The following is an 18974-nucleotide window of genomic DNA, read 5'->3' as shown; positions in this document are numbered from 1 at the left end:
TTTTATGTTTTTCACATAACCATAAAATTAATTCCTAAAAAACTGTATATATCGATAATAAATAGAATAAAATTGTAAAAACAAAAAAATCAAGAAAAAATAAAAATCCGATTTCAATTTTAACTTTTAATTTATTTGGAGGAAAAGAAGGAGGGATTTGGATGAAATGTGAAAAAATAAGGAAGGGATAATAGTGCTGCTTGAATAAAAATATAAATGGTAAAAAATGCCAAAAACCGGAAAAATTGCTTTTTCCGGTTTTCTCATTATTTATTAAATCAGCTGGTTAATATACAGTCAGTATTTTTTCTTTTTTACCTCTGAATTCATAACTGTCACCTGCCTTCAGATGCCAGATAATATTGATTAATGGAGAATCTCTGGAGACCAATTGATAATCCGTACCATTTAATTTCACTTTACCAATTGGAACTGAAATCCAGATTTTTCCGATAGAAAGTTCCACCATAGCCCCTTCTTCAACCTTATCCATAGCCTTAATTGGAACTGCGTTGAGCTGGGACAATAAAATTTTGTCCTTTGCCAAAGATTTTTGCAGCATATCCCTGGTCTGGTTTAACATTTCCTGATGGGTTTCAAATTTATCTCCCGCTGAACTCTTTTCTTCCGTTTCAGAAGATTCCTGTAGTTGGGATAGTTGTAACTGCACATCCTGGATCTGCTCCTTGAGCATTCCCTGTGCTTTCTGTAACAATTCTGATTTTATAGGATGTACCTGTTCGCTCATAAGGGCAAAATTCGCAGAAATTTTCTTTGCTTTTCATGTTTGGTTAAAAAAAATCTGATCAGCCCAAATAATGTCTGTCCAGAATCCAATTTCAAAAGCGATCTCCCTTTAGCGTATTTGAAATCAGCGGACACCATATTGATAATTCTCCAGTTCCCTAATGAGAATAGCTGAAAGCCCTTCCATTTTACTCAAATCAACTCCCCAGAAATCGCTCCTTTGCAGTGTTTGGTTAACAACATGATAGAGATCATTTTCTTTCCAGACTTTTCCAAAAAAATCCAAAACCTTTATTTCATCTTTCAATGGGATGTTTTCCCCCTGATTTTTTCCTGAATAAAAATAAATCAGTGCAGCCAGGGATCGGGTCAGGTATTTCGACCAAATTCCCTGACGATTTTTGTATTCCAATAGACTGGGGAGCACCCTGGCCTTAAATTTGGAAATAGAATTAAGGGAAATAGAAATCAACTCGTGCTGGATAAAAGGATTTCTAAAACGGTCCAAAACATCTGATGCAAATTGTTCCAGTTCAGCTTTGGGAAGGTCCAGGGTGGGTATAATTTCCTCAAAAATGATGACATGTATGATTTTCCCCATATTATGATCTTCCACAGACTCCCGAACTGTCCTTAATCCGGACAAATAAGCAAGGGGTACCATAGCTGTATGGGAGCCATTCAAAATCCTGACTTTTCGGGTTCGGTAAGGACTTAAATCTTTCACAAATTTCACCTGTATTCCCGCTTGACATGCAGGAAACTTCCTTTCCAAATCTTCCGAACCTTCAATCACCCAAAGATGGTAAGGTTCTGCCATGACCATCAATTGATCTTCAAATCCCAACTTTTTCTGAATTTCCTCAAAATTGTCTTTAGGTAATCCTGGAACAATTCTGTCTACCAAGGTATTGCAAAAAGTATTGCTGATTTCAATCCACTTCATGAAATCCTCCGACAATTCCCAAAGTTTGGCATACTTCAAAATGCAGGATTTAAGTTCCTCCCCGTTTTTTTCAATCAATTCACAGGGCAGAATAGTTAAACCTTTTTCATGTGCCCCTTTGAAAAATTGAAAGCGATGGAATAAAAATGCAGTCAACTTTCCCGGAAAAGTTACAGCAGTTTTGTCAATCCCGGAATTATCCAATGGATCAAAAACAATCCCGGCTTCTGTGGTATTGGAAATGATACACTGAAGGTCAGGTAACTTTGCAAGTTCCAGGTATGAACGATAGTCAACATTTGCATTGGTTATTCCCGAAATACAGGTGATTAATCTATTTTCTTCAATTACCTTCTCATTCATGATGCCCCGGATAAGGACATGGTAATTGTAATTTTGTTGTATAAATTCCTCGGGTACTGTTTTTCCATGAACCTGTACCACATGGACATTTCCATCAAAGTCTATGGATTCATTCATGATGTCTATCATCCAATCTGCAAAGCCTCTAAGAAAATTTCCTGTGCCAAATTGAAGTACCTTGATAGGCCGCTGAATTTTGTAAATAGTATTCATGGATGCTTGATTCATACCGATAAGTTATATTTATCTTCACAAAAGCGCGATATTCTGATAGATTTTTTGATGGATATTTGATATTTATTTTCATTTTTAAGTCAAATTAAAAAATCATCCTATGCCCGCGTTAGTATTAGTGGAAGTAACTATCCACAATCCCGAATTATATGAAGAGTACAAAAAGCATACTTTGGCTACCATTCAAATGTTCGGAGGAAGGTTTGTAGTGAGAGGTGCCAAAACCGAATCCCTTGAAGGGGATTGGAACCCTGAAAGACTGGTAATTCTAGAATTCCCAAGTATTCAAGCGGCCAAAAATTGGTGGGCATCTCCGGAGTATACCATAGCCAAAAATATCCGTTATCAGACGGCCACTTCCAAGATGCTGCTGGTGGAAAGTTTGGGTCCTGTTGGGGGGTGATTATACTTTGTACCAAGTACCGTGTACAATGTACCAAGTACCAAGTTGGAAAGGGGAAGTCTGACCAATTTGGGAAATAGAAGATTTGAAGCCATTGTTTTGAGGATGTCTTTTTTGGTTTGACTTCTTTCGTCTATATTGTATTACTTGATCTTATCACTTTTATATGCGTGTTTCTTACCAGGAAGTTATTCAGGTATTAGAAAAAATATTTGAGAGCAAAGGCTTTGAAGCAAAAAGAGCAGGCTTGTGCGCCAGATTGTTTGCAAAAGCAAGCCTGGAGGGAGTTCCTTCCCACGGACTGGATAGGGTGCCCGTTTTTTTGGAAATGATCAGAAAAAACCGCGTTTTCCCCAGTGCTGAACCAGGTCTTTTGGAATCCTTTGGTTTTTTTGAACGTTGGTCAGGAAATTTTGGACCAGGTCCCTTAAACGCCCAATTGGCCATGGATAGAGCTATGGAAATTGCCAAAGAATTTGGCATAGGCATGTTGGCTCTTCAGGATACCAATCATTGGATGAGAGCTGGAAATTATGGCTGGCAGGCGGTAGATGCCGGATTTATTGGAATTTGTTTCACCAATACCAAACCCAATATGCCTGCTTGGGGAGGAAAGGAACCTAAACTGGGAAATAATCCCTTGGTAATCGGAATTCCCAGAAAAAAGGGTGCCATTGTCCTGGATATGGCGATGTCGCAATTTTCTTACGGTAAAATGAACACATACCTCCGGGAAGGTAAATCCATGCCTTTTGAGGCGGGATTTGATCAAGAGGGTAATCTGACCAAAGAACCCAAGGCTGTTATTGAAAATGAACTGGCTTTGGCTATTGGCTTATGGAAAGGAGCAGGCCTATCTTTAGTATTGGATATGCTGGTCTCTGTTTTATCTGGGGGGAAAGCTACTCATGAAATCGGTAAAACAGGAGCAGAATTTGGCCTTTCACAGGTTTTCATTGCATTAGACCCGAAAAAATTGGGAATGCAATCCTGGTTGGATGATAAACTGGATGCCATCATTGAGGATTTGAAAAGCAGTCAAGCATTTGGAGCTGGGGAAATCAGGTATCCCGGTGAAAAGGTAGGACAGATCAGGTCTGAAAATTTGAAAACTGGAATTCCTGTTGACCCTAATGTGTGGGAAAAAATAATAAAGGAACTCAAATGAGTATTGGTATAGGGATCATTGGAACAGGAGCTATTGCAGCCAAGCATGCCGCTGCCATCAAAGAATTGGAAGATGCAGAATTGGTCTCTGTTTGCAGCTCTTCCCAAGAAAGGGCCAAAGCAGCGGGCAGAACTTTTGGTGTGGAGGCTTATTGGGATATAGACTCATTTTTGGGGCACCCGAATATGGAATTGGTTTGCATCTGCACGGCAAGTGGCCATCATCTTGAACCGGCTTTACAGGCTATCAAGGCAGGAAAACATGTCCTTATTGAAAAACCTTTGGAGATCAACCTCCAAAGGGCAGATCAAATAATCAATGCTGCCCGGGAGTATAAATTGAAATTGGGAATTATTTTTCAAAACAGGTTCAATCCTGAATATATCAAACTCAAAAAATCAATCACTGAAGGTAAACTTGGTAAATTGCTGATGGGCAACGCCTATGTCAATTGGTTTAGAGATGAAGCTTATTATAACAGCAGTCCTTGGAAAGGTACACTAAAAGGGGATGGGGGAGGAGCCCTGATCAATCAGGCCATCCATACCATTGATCTATTGTTGGATTGTATGGGAGAGGTTACATCTGTTTTTGGCAAGAGCGCTACACTTCTTCATGAAATTGAAGGAGAAGATACTGCCACAGCTTTGGTGAATTTCCATAGCGGGGCTTTGGGTACGATTACAGCTTCTACCTCTGTTTATCCAGGTTATCCGGAGCGCTTAGAAATTTTCGGAAGCAGAGGATCCGTGATTTTGGAAGGAGGGAAAATCTCTGCATGGAATATTCAAGGTGAACCGCCTTTTTCCATCAGTTTGATGGACATGGTCTCCTCAGGAGCTTCAGACCCTATGGCTATTGGTCATCAATGGCATCTGGAACAATACAGGGATTTTTTGAATGCTATTCAAAAAGATGTGGAGCCTTTGGTCAATGGGGAAGAAGGAAGGAAATCGCTGAAGTTGATAGAAGGTATTTATACATCCTCAAGAGAGGGCAGGGTAGTGTTGTTAAGATAAATCCTGCTTCTGGAGAAGCAGGATAGCCGGATGATTTTCTGAAATATGCTACCTCTGGAGAATTTCCTGCTTCTGGTGAAGCAGGATAACCGGGGAAGCAGGATAACCTAATTTTCGCGTTTCCGGGTCTTGGATTTTTGTAACTTGTAATTTGGAAATTGATCATTGGATTTTCATAAAGACACGCCTCTCTTCCAAGGAATAAAATCATCCTGGTCCAACATCACCGCCTTTGTTTTTACTTTTCCGGAAGCGACAAGGATGATATAGTCGAGAATTTCTTCTCCAACTTCTGAAATGGTCTTTTCTCCCGAAATGATTCCTCCTGCATCAATATCAATGATATCGGGCATGCGTTTGGCAAGGGTTGTATTAGATGAAATTTTAATGACAGGAGAAATAGGATTGCCTGTCGGGGTGCCCAGTCCAGTGGTGAAAAGCATAATATTAGCTCCTGAGGCTGCCATCGCAGTAGTGCTTTCCACATCATTCCCAGGTGTACATAAGAGGTTTAAACCTGAACGGACAGCATATTCTGTGTAATCCAATACATCGGTAATAGGGGAGGTTCCACCCTTTTTAGCAGCACCAGCAGATTTCATAGCGTCTGTGATCAAGCCATCCTTAATGTTACCAGGAGAAGGATTCATATCAAAACCAGATCCCACAGCCTCTGCAGCCTTTGAATAGGCCTGCATCAACTGACTGAATCTCTCTGCAGTTTTTTCCTCCACACATCGATCAATCAACTCCTGTTCAACTCCGCATAATTCGGGAAATTCAGAAAGGATGGTTTTCCCTCCCAATGCTACAATTAGGTCTGATGCGTGTCCAACAGCAGGATTGGCAGATATTCCTGAAAATCCATCAGAACCACCACATTCCAGCCCAACGGTCAATTTATCCAATCCAGCTGGCTTTCTTACCATTTTATCGGCCTCAATCATTCCCAAAAATGTTTTTTTAATAGCTTCTGAAAGCAATTGCTGTTCTGTTCCTTCTTTTTGCTGTTCCAAGATAATCAGTGGTTTTGAAAAGGTAGGGTTTAGCTTTTTCAACTTTTGTTCCAATATCTGCGATTGGGCATTTTGGCATCCCAAGCTCAAAACAGTGGCCCCCGCCACATTGGGATTATGGATATATCCAGCAAGCAGTGCGCAAAGGCTTTCTGAGTCCTGACGGGTACCTCCGCATCCTCCCTGATGGGTTAAAAATTTTATCCCATCAATATTTTTAAAAAATTTATCTGAAGTAGTAATTGAACCTTGTTCAAAACCCAAGCGATCGAATTCGTCCATTTTTCCTTCTGTATACATGGCCTTCATTTGTTTGACGAGGGATTTATAAGGATTGCTTTTAGCAAAGCCTAATTCTTCTTCAAAAGCCTGTTTGATCACTTCAACATTCCTGTTTTCACAAAAAACGAGAGGGATTACCAACCAATAATTAGCCGTACCTACCTGACCATCTTGTCTATGAAAGCCCAAGAATGTTTGATTGCGATATTTCTCTATTAGCGGTGCTTTCCAATTAATATCACTTTTTTTCTTTCCAAATGAACTGGTTTGATGGGAAGTATTTTGGGTAGTAATGATGGAACCTTCCGGTAAAGGTATTTTAGCCTTTCCTACCACATTTCCATACATGATGATCAAATCCCCTTTCATTAAAGCTTTAACAGTAAACTTATGTTTTGCAGGAACCTCCTGTTTTAAATTTATTTCTACATTATCATGAATGATTGTTTCTCCTTTTGAAAGATGGGACAAAGCGACAAGTACATTGTCTTTTTCATGTATTTGGATGGTTTTTTTCATGCTTTAGATCATTATTGACAGCAAAAATCTGAAAACGTTTAGATAAAGTATAGCCAACTTTTCTTGAAATGAAAATTTAAGTGTTTATTTTCAGGATTAAATAAATTTTGGCAAATGAATAAAAAAATTGTAACGCTCGGGGATGTCATGATGCGTCTCAGTACCAAAAATAAAGAAAGATTCTCTCAAGCAAGTGGATTTGACATTGTATATGGTGGGGCTGAAGCCAATGTGGCCATTTCATTGGCTCAATTTGGCTGTGAATCTATCCATGTTACTGCTTTTCCTTCCAATGACCTTGGATATGCAGCAACCGCCTATTTAAGAAAATTCGGGGTTAATACCGATTTTATTCAATTCCAGGAGGGACGATTGGGTTTATATTTTTTGGAAGACTCGGCTATGCAACGGGCCTCAAAAATAGTGTATGACAGATATGATTCAGCTTTTGCAGCTTTTGACGGCAAATTACTTGACTGGGATATGGTTTTTGATGGGGTTGACTGGTTTCATTGGACCGGTATCACTCCTGCACTTTCCCAAAAAGCCGCAGATCTAACTTTGGATGCTTTAAAGGCTGCGCAAGATAAGGGTATTATAGTCAGTGCTGATATCAATTACAGGAGGAATCTATGGCAATATGGCAAAGGACCTTTGGAAGTTATGCCTGAACTTATCCGGTATTCTCATGTCCTGGTTGCTGGCTCCTCTGATTTTGAAAACTGTATGGATATTGTTGAAGATGATTATGAAGATGCCTGCAGGCAGGCTCAAAAGGATTTCCCACAAATAAAATATATCACCAAGACCAAAAGAGAATCCATTTCAGCCTCCCATAACAAACTTCGTGGACATCTTTGGAATGGTAAAGAAATTCTCAAATCAACAACTTATGACATGCCAAATATAGTGGATAGGATAGGTGGAGGTGATGCTTTTCTTGCTGGTTTGGTATACGGTCTCCTTCATTATGATGACCAAACTGCTTTGGAATTTGCAACTGCTGCTTCCGTACTTAAACATAGTATTCCCGGAGATGCCAATTTGGCAAGCGTCGATGAAGTTTTAACCCTGATGAAGGGGGAAAATGTAGGAAAACTGCTCAGGTAAAAAAGTCAAAAAATAAGAACCAAGGAAAAGAATATAGGACAAAAGCTAATGATCAAATGCTTTCCTTTTCGGCCAACAGATTTTTATTTCGATTAAAAGATTTAAAATTTCTTATCAAACCTATCGAATACGTTAAAAACCTATGACCACAATCTATCAAAAAATAATTGACAAAATGACTGAAACAGGAATGATCCCTGTTTTCAACCATAAGGATATTCATGTTGCGAAGAAAGTTTTGGATGTTTCCTATCAAGCAGGAGTCCGTGTTTTTGAATTTACCAATCGAGAGTCCAATGCCTTTGAGGTTTTTAAAGAACTGAAACTCTATTCTGAGAAATATCCTGACCTTTTACTTGGCATTGGAACCGTCTTCACAAAGAAGGATGCACAGAGATTCCATATGGCAGGGGCAGATTTTATTGTTTCTCCTGCTCTGGTCAATGAAGTGATGCAATACTGCCACATGAGTGGAATATTTTCTGTCCCAGGATGCGCTACCATTACGGAAGTTTGGAATGCCAAAACTTTGGGAGCGCTTATGGTCAAAGCATATCCTGGGAATTTACTTGGGCCCAACTTCATTAAATCTGTACTTGCGATAATTCCGGATATGCGACTTATGCCAACAGGCGGGGTGGAACCCAATATTTCCAATCTTAAAGGTTGGTTTGATGCCGGAGTAACCTGTGTGGGTATGGGCTCTCAACTTTTTGATAAAAAAGCGATTGAAAGTGGTGATTTTGAAAGCCTTTCCCTGAGGATAAAAGAAGTTTTGAACCTGATTCAAAGCCTAAAAAAATGAAAAAATATTTTTTCTTTAAACCCTTAAATCAGCAAACTGGAATATTTTACTTTTTGATGGTGCTATTGTTTTTTTCCTTTTCATGCAATGGACCTGGGGGAGTGAGGGTAATCAAGCTGGGGCATGGATTGGGAGTTAAGCATCCCGTTCATGAGGCCATGGAAATGATGGCCAGTCTGGTCGAAGAAAAGTCAAAGGGGCAAATGCAGGTTAAGATCTATCCAAACCAACAATTGGGTACGGAAAGGGAGTTGGTCGAATTACTTCAGATCGGGAGTTTGGGGATGACAAAAGTTTCTTCTGCAACTTTAGAAAGTTTTGCCCCGATGGTCCAGGTTTTGTCCTTGCCCTACCTTTTCAGAGATGATGCGCATAGAGAAAGGGTGTTAAAAGGTGAGATAGGAAAGCAATTATTACTCGCAAGTGAGAAGTATTGGCTAAGGGGTCTTTGTTATTATGATGCGGGAAAAAGAAGCTTTTATACCAAAAACAAACCTGTGGATTCCCCTGAGGACCTTAGAGGTTTGAAAATCCGTGTTATGGAAAGCAATACAGCCATGAATATGGTAAAGGGTTTTGGAGGTTCTCCAACACCCGTGGCTTATGGTGAACTATATACCGCCCTGCAACAGGGAATTGTAGATGGGGCGGAAAACAATCCCCCAAGTTTATTCACTTCCAGACATTATGAGGTTTGTAAATATTATTCTATCAATGAACATACTGCTGTTCCTGATGTCCTTATTGTCAGTACTAAAGTATGGAATACACTTGATGAAAAGGAAAAGCAATGGTTGCAGGAAGCTGCCGATGAATCTGCAGTATTTCAATACAAGCTTTGGGAAGCTTCAGTTGAAGAATCACTTAGGGAACTGCAAAAAGCAGGCGTAACAATTACCTATCCTGATCAATCAGGATTCAGGGAGTCAGTTGAAAGTATGTATGAAAGTTATAGGATCAACCAACCGGAATTATATACTATCATTGAGAAAATCAGGAATACTGAATAATTGTGATTGTTCTATTTTTCAGTTGAAAATCCTGTAAATCATTTAAAATCAAACCTATATGGTCCAAAAAGTAAAAATAAACCTAGACAGAATCATCGCATTCTCATTGAGCTTATTGATGGGATTAATGGTACTGAATGTGACCTGGCAGGTAATTTCCCGCTATGTGGTTCAAAATCCAAGTTCTTTTACTGATGAATTGTCCAGGTATATGTTGATATGGTTGGGCATGTTGGGGGCAGCTTATGTTGCGGGTCAAAATAAACATTTAGCCATAGATATTCTTCCGAATAAACTCAGCGGAAAGCCCAAAATGAAACTTCTGATCCTGATCAATATATTGGTTTTATTATTTGCACTGATTGCTATGGTCTTGGGCGGAATTAATCTGGTTTATATCACTTACATTCTTGAGCAGAAATCGGCCACTCTGCAGATTCCTTTGGCCTATATCTATACCATCATTCCCCTCTCTGGGCTTTTGGTTATATACTATCAGCTTTTCCAGATTTCGCAGCACCTTAAGCAGTCTAACTCCTGATCCAATGGAATATTTAAGCATCATTATTCTGGTATTGTCATTTATCACTTTAATGGGTATTGGGGTTCCTGTAGCCTGGAGTTTGGGCATTTCCAGTCTGATCACTTTGATGGTGACTGTTGCCGCTATGCCTTCTGCTACCACTATTGCCCAAAGGATGGGCACTTCATTAGACAGTTTTGCCTTATTGGCCATTCCTTTTTTCGTTCTTGCAGGTGAAATTATGAACAAGGGTGGGATTGCCAATCGATTGATTGAACTGGCAAAAGCGATAACAGGAAAACTTCCAGGAGGACTGTTATATGTCAATATCATTGCAGCCATGCTTTTTGGAGCCATTGCAGGTTCAGCAGCTGCGGCTGTTTCTGCCATTGGTGGCATTCTAGGAAAAAGAATGGAGAAAGAAGGTTATCCCAAAGGATTGGGGGCAGCTGTGAACATTACCTCTTCTACCACTGGCCTGATCATTCCACCTTCGAATATTCTGATTGTGTATTCTTTGGCCTCCGGTGGAGTTTCCATTGCGGCATTATTTATTGCCGGGTATCTTCCCGGTCTGTTCATTGGTTTGATTTTAATGCTGACTGCAGCAATTTTTATCAAAAAACATAAACTACCGGAAGGTGAAAGGACTTCAACCAAAGAACTGATTTCAAAATCCTTGAGGGCATTTCCTTCTTTAATGCTTTTGTTCATCGTGATAGGTGGGATTGTCGGGGGTATTTTTACTGCCACTGAGGCTTCTGCCATAGCAGTGATTTACACACTGCTACTTTCATTTTACTACAAAGAGTTAAAATGGAAAGAAATCCCGGGTATATTACTAAAATCTTCAGAAACGACAGCTGTTGTGATGCTTTTGATTGCCACTTCCATGAGTATGTCATGGGTTATGTCCAGTGAGGATATCCCGCAATCCATCAGTGCTACGTTGTTATCCCTAAGTGATAATATTTTCGTAATCCTGATTATCATCAACCTTTTGTTATTATTTGTCGGGATATTCATGGATATGACACCCGCAGTTTTGATCTTCACCCCGATATTTCTCCCGATAGTCACTGCTTTAGGGGTAGATCCCGTGCATTTCGGAATCATCATGATTCTGAATTTATGTATTGGATTATGTACTCCACCGGTAGGATCTGTTCTTTTTTTAGGAGTACAAGTGGCCGGAATCAGCATTCAAAGAGCAGTCAAACCTTTGGTTCCTTTCTTCATTGCTATGATTTTGGGTCTTATCGTGGTCACCCTTTGGCCCGGTTTGACCTTGTGGCTGCCAAGGATGTTTGGTTTATGAAAAATAAAAAAACCTGCCGCAGAAAACTGAGCAGGTTTTTCAACTATAATTGAGGAATTTTTATTTTTCTCCTAGGAAAGGTAAGCTTTCAGAAATTGCCAAAAGAATAGTGCTCTGAATATAGTTTTCAATTTGGAGGAATTTTGCAGCTTCAGTGGCTGAAATCACCTTTTTCATGTTTTTGTAGTGTTTGCTTTGAAGTGCATTTAAACTTGTGTTGTTTTTGATGGCTTTAAGTGCAATGGCATCAGCGTCAGCATCAGTAAGTCCATCAAATTTCTCAAGGTATTCATTGATGATCATAATTCTTTCTTTCATCAAAGCCCTTCTTTCTTTTTCATAGTTCTCATAAGCTGGCCAGAAAGGAGAAGTACTGGGGAGACCCATGTATTCTTCAATCATGGCACGTTTTTCCATACCAAATGCAGTTTGGATCAGTTTGATTTCATCATCAATAGCCTGAGCATTCACCAAAACAGGCATACTCATAAAAAGGAACAGGATAAGTACTTTTGTTTTCATTTTTTAGATAATTTAAGTTTTGTGGAGGATATTTAGTTTAATTGTTGAAGTTTATCATAACGAAACCAAGGTTGATTCCCAGCATGGATTGGCTATCTATGGTGTTATTACCCACACTTTGGTAATATTTTCCGGACAGTTTTATGCCTACATAATCGCTGATTTGGTAAATAGCTCCGAGTTCAGGTTTGAAGGCAAAATGCCGGCTTGACACCTGCTGTACAAAAATTCCCAAATCAATCCTTTGGGTATTTTGCATGATGCCTGCACCAATAGAAACATAAGGTTTGAGCTTTCCCTTATCAGTTAAAATATACATGGCAGAAACAAGAATAGGAGTAGATGCCTGACCTCTGAATTGTGTTCCGGTAATTGTAACCGTTCCGGAAGAGAAGGTTCTGTCCGGTATCTTATCTTTGAAAGAAACACTTCCTATTTCTACACCGATTCCTAATTGGTTTGACCGCATCCAATAGAATTCGAAGTTCCCTCCCCGGCCAGTGAAATTAGAAGTGAAATCTGCCGTATTCCCCAAAGGTAAGGTAGGGGCATAATTGATCATGATCAGATTTCCCTGTCCTAAAGACTCATTTAAACCAAGAAAAGTGACCAATGAAAAAGTCAATAGATATATGTAGGTTTTCATAGATTACTTTTGAATGTAAGGCGATTGAATAAATGACTGGTTGACACCTCGGGTTGCCCTGTTTGAATTATCCGTTTGGGACCCGCTCAATGCCAGATTTACAACGCTTATCCAATGCACTGAAACAGGAGTGTTTGGAGTTCTGTTTCTATTATCAATAAATTGCAACAATAAGGATCCGGTATCCACACCTTGAATGGCCTGTGGGTCAAAATTCGGATATTGAAAGATCAAACCGGCCCCAAATTCCGGGTACCACCAGGTCCAAAACTGGGACCCATAATTATAAATAATTTCCCTGCCTTCCTCTGTTGCTGACGGCAAAATGATAAAATCCGGGTTGGCCTGTATATTTACCTGAGTAAATCCCCTTGCATTCATATTATTACGGATAGCTGCTAAAATTTGGTCAGCGACAATAAAATCCAAAGTTGGGGGCCTTACACCAGGTGTGATGGGGTCAGCGGTCACAATAATCACATTTGTGGGAATAGCATAGGTTGTTCCTGAACCAAAGTTGAAACTTGAATTGTGGTTGGTATATACTACATCCAGATCTCCAATTTCATCTGCTGCTCCACTTTCAGGAAGGCATGAACTAAAGGTAGTCAAAACAAAAAATGACCAAATAATAAAGCTGAATACTTTCATTTTAATTTAATTAAAATCCATTAATTGGGATTAGAAGCCAATTATGTATATAAAGGTATAAATAGTTCAATAATATTTATGGACGCTTCCGTCTTAAATTTTTTCATTTCATTTACCCAGATTTTTAAGACAGACCAAATCAATTTGGAGAGATAATTTTTGTAGCTTTTGAAATGCGCTGCAATTTATATTATTTGAAACAATTGGCAACTATTGAAATTTTCCCGTCAGCTAAAAAATTCAGAATTAGCAGATGTTTTTGTATTTTTTGGCTTAAAGTTGGCAAAATAATCATTATATTGTAATGATTTTTTCCAAACATGATTCAATATTTAGATATCTTTGAAAGACTGCCTAATGAATTCTCTTTGGGTATTTTCTTTTAAAAAGTACAAGATTTAAACACAATATGAGAAAGTTTTTGATTTTAGGGTTGCTGTCTTTTCTGGTAGCTATTTCGCTTTATGCCCAGGAGTCATCTCATTTCGATAATAGAGCAGTCGTTTTGCTCGACAGGATGAGTGAGGTTATTGGGGAATTAAATTCATGCAGTTTTAAACTGAATGCCTCTTCCGACAAAGTTTTGCCCGAAGTGGGATTGGTCAAAGAGTTTTTCAAGCATCAAATTCAATTTGTAGGTCCTGATAAAATGCATATCCAAACCAATGCACCTACCAATAACCATTTCTATTGGTATAATGGGGATATCATGATGTATTATTCTCTCACTTATAATCATTATGGATTTATAGAAACTCCTGATAATATTATTGAAACTATAGACATGGTCAATGCTGAATATGGAGTTGATTTCCCGGCAGCTGATTTCTTTTATCCCACTTTTACGGATGATCTTATAGACCACAGTGATACCATACACTACCTTGGGCTGGTAAATGTTGATGGAGTGGACTGTCACCATATCATTGCTGTAGGACCTGAGCAGCATTTACAGCTTTGGTTAAGGAATGATACTTTTACTTTACCCCATCGTTTTGTAATCCTTGAGAAGTCTGAAAATTATACGCTTCAATATGAAGGAATTTTTTCTGAATGGATGATAAATCCCTATTTACCGGAATCAATTTTTGATTTTGTGGTACCTGAAAGTGCAAAAAGATTGACCATTGTACCAAAATCCAAAGCCAATTAAAAAATCATGAAAAAGAACCGATCATTTATCCAAAGTTTATTGGTATGGATACTCTTTATGATGTTGGTATTCAATCCTGAATTGGTCTTATCCCAAAGGATGAACCATGGTAGTGGGGCTGCAAGAGGAGGTGCCATGTCATCCCCCTCAAGAGCAGGTGCAGGTTCCATGTCCTCTCCTTCCAGATCCAGCGCTCCGCCTAGAACCGGGGCGGCTTCCCCAGGTGGAATGGGTTCGCCACAAAGAAGTGGAAATCCACAAGGTTCAAGAGGAGGGATGTCTTCTCCTCCAAACCGATCAAATTCTCCTGCTGCAAGACCTCAAACCCCGTCATCTGGGAGTTCAATAAATGGAGGTGCCCAAAGGTCTTCGGACCGCCGGACCGCCACAAGTCCTTCGAATCAAAACAGATCCATCAATGATACCAGGCAGAACAGAGATACGAACAATCCAAATGTTGCCAGACCTGGAACTGCTTCTAGAGAACAAGCTGGTTCGGCCTCAGCAAATAGGGGGAACTCCAATAGAAGAGGGGATTCCAATACCGGAAGTGCTTCTAACCAGAGACCAAATAATAGGCCGGATTCAGGAAGAAATCCCGGAGTGGGTAACGGGAACAGACCAGGTGGCGGTGGTTCTGTAGGCAACCGGCCTGGTGGAAATAGACCTGGTGGAAATAATATTAACATTGGAAACAATAACAACATCAATATCAATGCCCGAAGAAATACCGTAGTCCGCGTTAATGTGATGTCACCGATGATGATGCGTCCGCCTATGATGTGGGGAGGATGGATGGTCTGGTCTGCCCATCCCTTCTTTTGGTTTACCTTCAGACCCTTCTTCTGGGGACCTTGGTGGCATCCCTGGGGATTCCCGATGGCTACTTTACCACTCACTGCCCAAGTGGTCAACGTAACCAATGTGACCAATGTAACTAACGAAACCAACGTCACGAATGTGACCAACGTTACTAATGTTGTCAATGAATTTTTCTATGATAATGGGGTATTTTATCAAAAAGATGATGAGGGATTTGTAGTGGTTCCCGGCCCTGTAGGAGTGGAGGTTAGTGCAATTCCTGAGAATTATGAAAAAGTCATTTTGGATGACGGGACTGTCAACTATTTCTGGGGGGGAACTTATTATGAAAAATCTGAAAAAGGTTATACCGTAGTTCCACCAACAGCCGGGGCACTGGTACAAAATCTTCCGGAAGGGGGAGAAGAAGTGAAAATGGGTGATGTAATCCTCTTGAGATACGGCGATACCTATTATATGCCTGTACAGGTCAATGGAAGGAATATGTATGAGGTGGTGTACATTGAGGAAGAAGAGTTGGATCAATGATCAAGGATAATTTCCAATTACCAATTACCAAATTACCAATTACCAAATTACCAAAATCAAAAATTCCAAACTTCAAAATGGAAAGGAGTCAAGTCCTGAAATTACTTGACTCCTTTCCAATTAAGAATCGTATCTGAACTTAGCTCTAAATATATCGCCGAACTTGTCAGCCCCAGGCATGGGCAATTATCTATTTATATAGCGATTACCATTTTACCTCCTGAAATTATTTGACACGATTTAAATTGTTCAACCCTGCCTTCCGTCAGGAAGGCATTACGTGGTTATATAACTTTTGTTAATTTTTCATCTCACTCCAACTTCCGCCTTTCGACATCCGCTATCCGACCCCACATCCCACATCCCTTCATCCTACATCCCACATCCGACTTCCTATCAAAAAGTTTCATTCACATTGAGGTAGAATCCGGAATTCCCTTTCTGTCCCCAACCATAATCGGCTGTAATGGTAGTCCGGTTTTGTTTGTTGATCATTACCCTGAATCCCACTCCGTATCCAGGGTTGATGGTTTCAAAAAGCTTTTCATTGACTGTCCTGCTGCTGAAACTTGCCGCATTGACAAAAACGGTGCCTCCAAAAGTTTCTTTGTTTTTCTGCAAAGGGAACCGGTATTCAGCTTCCGAATAAACCATACTTTCCCCCCTGAATCTTCCCTGCGCATAGGCCCTTCCTGATCTGCCGAACATATCCCAGCCAATCGAAGGTAGGTTCATATAAGGAAGGTTGCCGGAAACAAGAAAATTGCCTAAACCCCAAAGAGCGATAAGATGCCTTTTTCTGATCTGACTCAAATTAAAATAGTGCCTATAATCCAATAAAATAGTACTGGAGTTTTGATCCGAACCTAAAATTGTAGGATTGATTTTATAAGACACCAATGCGAAATTTTTCTCATATGGAGAAACAGCTACATCCCTGTTTTCCAGGACGGCATTCAAAGTTATTCCAGACAAGATATACCTATCGGTATCAAAACCTAAAGTGCGATTATAGTAATCATGGGCGAATTCCAAAGTGGGAGGGGTTTTCTCATCGATGAAATTTTCGATTTTTGAATGTAGGTCAAAATGATAACCCATGCCCAAATAGAAATTCGAAGTGCCGACGCGTTTCAATACGGTTTCATAAAAACGGATCAAACTAAAATCCATTTGTTGTTCTCCCTGAAAAACTCCCGGTAAATTCGGATCTTCCCCCAATTCATTGGGGGCTCCGCTACCCAAACCAAAGGTAGGCTGGGAGGTGATGAAGTACCTCCAGTCACCCACCAAAATCAAGGAATTTTTGTCCAAAAAAACATTACTTCTGGAACTGAAAATCCATTGTTGTTTTGTGGTGTATAAAAAATTCCCCACTAAATTGGACATTTTGGTATCCAATGGATTACCCATATACCAGGTGGCTGATGGTGCCAATCCGAACATCCAGCCATTAGCAGGGTTAGAACCGACTGCAGGTAATGGAACCCATTTGAAACTATTGATTTTATTGGGTTTATAAATTAGGCTGTCCTGTGCCCGAACATTAATTGACATGATTAAAATCAAGGCTAAGGAAAGTAGAATGCTATATTTCATGTACTGTTCTGTATTGTTAAATGGTTTTCCTCTGAATTATACTAATAACCGGATCTTGGAAAAATCCATTGGTTCATTAACTGTATATTTTAGGGAAGGTAAAGAATAAATATCAATATTTTTCTTAAATAGATTAGAAAAATTTGTAAAATTCGCGTACTGAAAAATTTTATTTAGTAATTTTTAATAAAACCTTAACTATTTCGTATTATGGGTGTTTATTTTTTAAATAAATTACAAAATCTGAAAATAAAGTCTTGGGATTTTTATTTTTACATTTGAATTATGACCCGACATTATTTTTAATCTTGTATGGAGATCACTTTAGATTGGAAAAATCTTATTTACCTTAGTTCCCAGTTGATCGGGTATTTAATAGGATTTGTTCTGATTATTTATGGATATAGAAAAAATCGATCTAATATTTTATTAGGATTTATTTTTCTGGTTTTTTCATATATGTCATTTATTTCCTGGTTGATTTTTACAGGAAATTTTATTCATTTCCCGGCATTATACAGGTCTGGTAATCTCTTGGCATTGTTTACAGTTCCTATAATATATCTATATATCCGAACGGTTATTAAATCTGATTTTTTACAATTATGGGATGTGTTGCATTTTATTCCGGCATTTATTTTCCTGGTGGACTACTGGCCTGTTTTTTTATTGGAAAATCCCGAAAAGCTTAAACTGATAAAATCGGAAATCGCTTACCCGGAATTATTTACCCAATATACCCAGTCCCGGTTTTTTTCTTTTGATTTTTACACCATACTTAGAACTTCCATGTTGGCTGTTTATTGGATCTTTTCCGTGAAACTGGTTTGGGATTATTCAGTAAGGCTTAAAGATGAAATGGATGATTTTGGGAAGCAATGGTTGATTTGGATCAAAATTTTCTTAGGTTTTGAGTTACTGCTTTTCTTACCATACTTTTTGTTAAACTGGTTTTATGATCCTTTAATATCTTTTGAATTATTGCACGGAACACTAGCTTTACTTACAGTTGTCTCAGCTGTCGCACTTATCTTTTTCCCTAATATATTATATGGGATAAATAAAAAAGAGAAGAAACAAGCGTCAATTGTGAAAAGTAAAAGTGAATCTAAAGAAATGCTTTCACCTACTAGAATACAAGAGATCGAAGTCAAACTTGATCAGGTTCTTACCAAAGAAAAAAAATTTCTTCAACGGGGTTATTCCATTCATTCTTTAGCAATGGATACAGATGTTCCTGTGTATCTTTTAACCCAATTTATCAACCAACATCTCAATACCAATTTTTTTGATTTGATCAATGAGAAAAGGGTTGAAGAATCCTGCAAATTGATTGAATCAGGGAGATTTGACCATCTATCTATTGTTGGAATGGCAGAATTGTCCGGTTTCAATAACCGGAATTCTTTTACCCTTGCTTTTCAAAAGTTCAAGAATGTTTCTCCCTCAGTTTATATCAGGTCAGTTAGGAAAAAGGGTATGAAATAAATTTCGCCAATTTTTTGTTAAGATTGGCTAATGATTTTTAGAATACGTTACTTACCTTTTTGTGCTTTGGTATCTTTATGGGTTAATTTTAAATTAAACTCA

The 18974-nt window shown here is 38.9% G+C and carries 18 protein-coding genes; 11 read left to right on the top strand and 7 right to left on the bottom strand.

Annotation, left to right across the window (positions count from 1 at the left end; translation table 11 throughout):
• Positions 1–286: 286 nt before the first annotated feature.
• Both ACFSKV_RS07225 and ACFSKV_RS07220 read right to left on the bottom strand, forming a co-directional pair.
• On the bottom strand, positions 287–748 hold the full coding sequence (locus ACFSKV_RS07225) for a hypothetical protein (protein WP_380801272.1): 462 nt from the start codon (positions 746–748) through the stop codon (positions 287–289).
• Positions 749–871: 123 nt separating this feature from the next.
• Entirely contained in the window at positions 872–2284 is a 1413-nt protein-coding gene (locus ACFSKV_RS07220; RefSeq protein WP_380801271.1) for a tagaturonate reductase, read from the bottom strand.
• 106 nt (positions 2285–2390) lie between these two features.
• Here ACFSKV_RS07220 and ACFSKV_RS07215 point away from each other — a divergent pair, with 106 nt between their 5' ends.
• The 3 genes from ACFSKV_RS07215 to ACFSKV_RS07205 all read left to right on the top strand — a co-directional run bounded on the left by ACFSKV_RS07215 (position 2391) and on the right by ACFSKV_RS07205 (position 4880).
• Positions 2391–2693 (top strand): DUF1330 domain-containing protein, encoded by a 303-nt coding sequence (locus ACFSKV_RS07215; RefSeq protein ID WP_380801270.1) that lies wholly within the window; start codon positions 2391–2393, stop codon positions 2691–2693.
• 166 nt (positions 2694–2859) lie between these two features.
• Positions 2860–3861: a 3-dehydro-L-gulonate 2-dehydrogenase gene (gene yiaK, locus ACFSKV_RS07210; RefSeq protein ID WP_380801269.1), complete on the top strand. Its 1002-nt coding sequence runs from the start codon at positions 2860–2862 to the stop codon at positions 3859–3861.
• Positions 3858–4880 (top strand): Gfo/Idh/MocA family protein, encoded by a 1023-nt coding sequence (locus tag ACFSKV_RS07205; RefSeq protein ID WP_380801268.1) that lies wholly within the window; start codon positions 3858–3860, stop codon positions 4878–4880. Before yiaK ends, ACFSKV_RS07205 begins: the two co-directional genes overlap by 4 nt.
• Positions 4881–5053: 173 nt before the next feature.
• Here the strand turns inward: ACFSKV_RS07205 and ACFSKV_RS07200 are convergent, their stop codons facing one another.
• Positions 5054–6697, bottom strand: coding sequence for a UxaA family hydrolase (locus tag ACFSKV_RS07200; protein ID WP_380801267.1), 1644 nt, complete (start codon positions 6695–6697; stop codon positions 5054–5056).
• Positions 6698–6811: 114 nt separating this feature from the next.
• Here ACFSKV_RS07200 and ACFSKV_RS07195 point away from each other — a divergent pair, with 114 nt between their 5' ends.
• From ACFSKV_RS07195 to ACFSKV_RS07175, 5 genes are all read left to right on the top strand, one after another.
• Positions 6812–7807, top strand: a complete 996-nt coding sequence (locus ACFSKV_RS07195) for a PfkB family carbohydrate kinase (protein WP_380801266.1) — start codon at positions 6812–6814, stop codon at positions 7805–7807.
• A 142-nt stretch (positions 7808–7949) separates the two neighbouring features.
• Positions 7950–8612, top strand: a complete 663-nt coding sequence (locus ACFSKV_RS07190; RefSeq protein ID WP_380801265.1) for a beta/alpha barrel domain-containing protein — start codon at positions 7950–7952, stop codon at positions 8610–8612.
• Positions 8609–9622, top strand: a complete 1014-nt coding sequence (locus tag ACFSKV_RS07185; protein WP_380801264.1) for a TRAP transporter substrate-binding protein — start codon at positions 8609–8611, stop codon at positions 9620–9622. Before ACFSKV_RS07190 ends, ACFSKV_RS07185 begins: the two co-directional genes overlap by 4 nt.
• A gap of 58 nt (positions 9623–9680) precedes the next feature.
• Positions 9681–10163, top strand: a complete 483-nt coding sequence (locus tag ACFSKV_RS07180; protein ID WP_380801263.1) for a TRAP transporter small permease — start codon at positions 9681–9683, stop codon at positions 10161–10163.
• A 4-nt stretch (positions 10164–10167) separates the two neighbouring features.
• Positions 10168–11463 carry a TRAP transporter large permease gene (locus ACFSKV_RS07175; RefSeq protein WP_380801262.1) on the top strand — a complete coding sequence of 432 codons (1296 nt, stop codon included), beginning with the start codon at positions 10168–10170 and terminating at the stop codon, positions 11461–11463.
• A 60-nt stretch (positions 11464–11523) separates the two neighbouring features.
• On the opposite strand, the gene ACFSKV_RS07170 is transcribed toward ACFSKV_RS07175, so the two are convergent.
• Genes ACFSKV_RS07170 through ACFSKV_RS07160 form a run of 3 tightly spaced genes read right to left on the bottom strand, consistent with a single transcriptional unit; the run spans position 11524 to position 13282 of the window.
• Complete coding sequence (locus tag ACFSKV_RS07170; RefSeq protein ID WP_380801261.1) at positions 11524–11985, bottom strand: hypothetical protein; 462 nt, start codon at positions 11983–11985, stop codon at positions 11524–11526.
• A 37-nt stretch (positions 11986–12022) separates the two neighbouring features.
• Complete coding sequence (locus ACFSKV_RS07165; protein ID WP_380801260.1) at positions 12023–12631, bottom strand: hypothetical protein; 609 nt, start codon at positions 12629–12631, stop codon at positions 12023–12025.
• A 3-nt stretch (positions 12632–12634) separates the two neighbouring features.
• Positions 12635–13282, bottom strand: a complete 648-nt coding sequence (locus tag ACFSKV_RS07160; protein WP_380801259.1) for a DUF4136 domain-containing protein — start codon at positions 13280–13282, stop codon at positions 12635–12637.
• Between the two features lie 409 nt (positions 13283–13691).
• Between ACFSKV_RS07160 and ACFSKV_RS07155 the strand changes: the two genes are divergently transcribed.
• Entirely contained in the window at positions 13692–14435 is a 744-nt protein-coding gene (locus ACFSKV_RS07155; protein WP_380801258.1) for a DUF2092 domain-containing protein, read from the top strand.
• A 6-nt stretch (positions 14436–14441) separates the two neighbouring features.
• On the top strand, positions 14442–15785 hold the full coding sequence (locus tag ACFSKV_RS07150; RefSeq protein WP_380801257.1) for a DUF6515 family protein: 1344 nt from the start codon (positions 14442–14444) through the stop codon (positions 15783–15785).
• A 396-nt stretch (positions 15786–16181) separates the two neighbouring features.
• Here ACFSKV_RS07150 and ACFSKV_RS07145 read toward each other — a convergent pair whose 3' ends face one another.
• A complete protein-coding gene (locus tag ACFSKV_RS07145; protein ID WP_380801256.1) occupies positions 16182–17384 on the bottom strand; it encodes a BamA/TamA family outer membrane protein in 1203 nt (400 codons plus the stop codon).
• 312 nt (positions 17385–17696) lie between these two features.
• Here ACFSKV_RS07145 and ACFSKV_RS07140 point away from each other — a divergent pair, with 312 nt between their 5' ends.
• Positions 17697–18872, top strand: coding sequence for a helix-turn-helix domain-containing protein (locus ACFSKV_RS07140; protein WP_380801255.1), 1176 nt, complete (start codon positions 17697–17699; stop codon positions 18870–18872).
• The last annotated feature ends 102 nt before the right edge of the window (positions 18873–18974 follow it).

It is taken from the genome of Shivajiella indica, from assembly GCF_042683085.1.
GTDB classification, from domain to species: Bacteria; Bacteroidota; Bacteroidia; order Cytophagales; family Cyclobacteriaceae; genus Shivajiella; species Shivajiella indica.
This window is presented reverse-complemented; position numbering and strand designations above follow the sequence as displayed.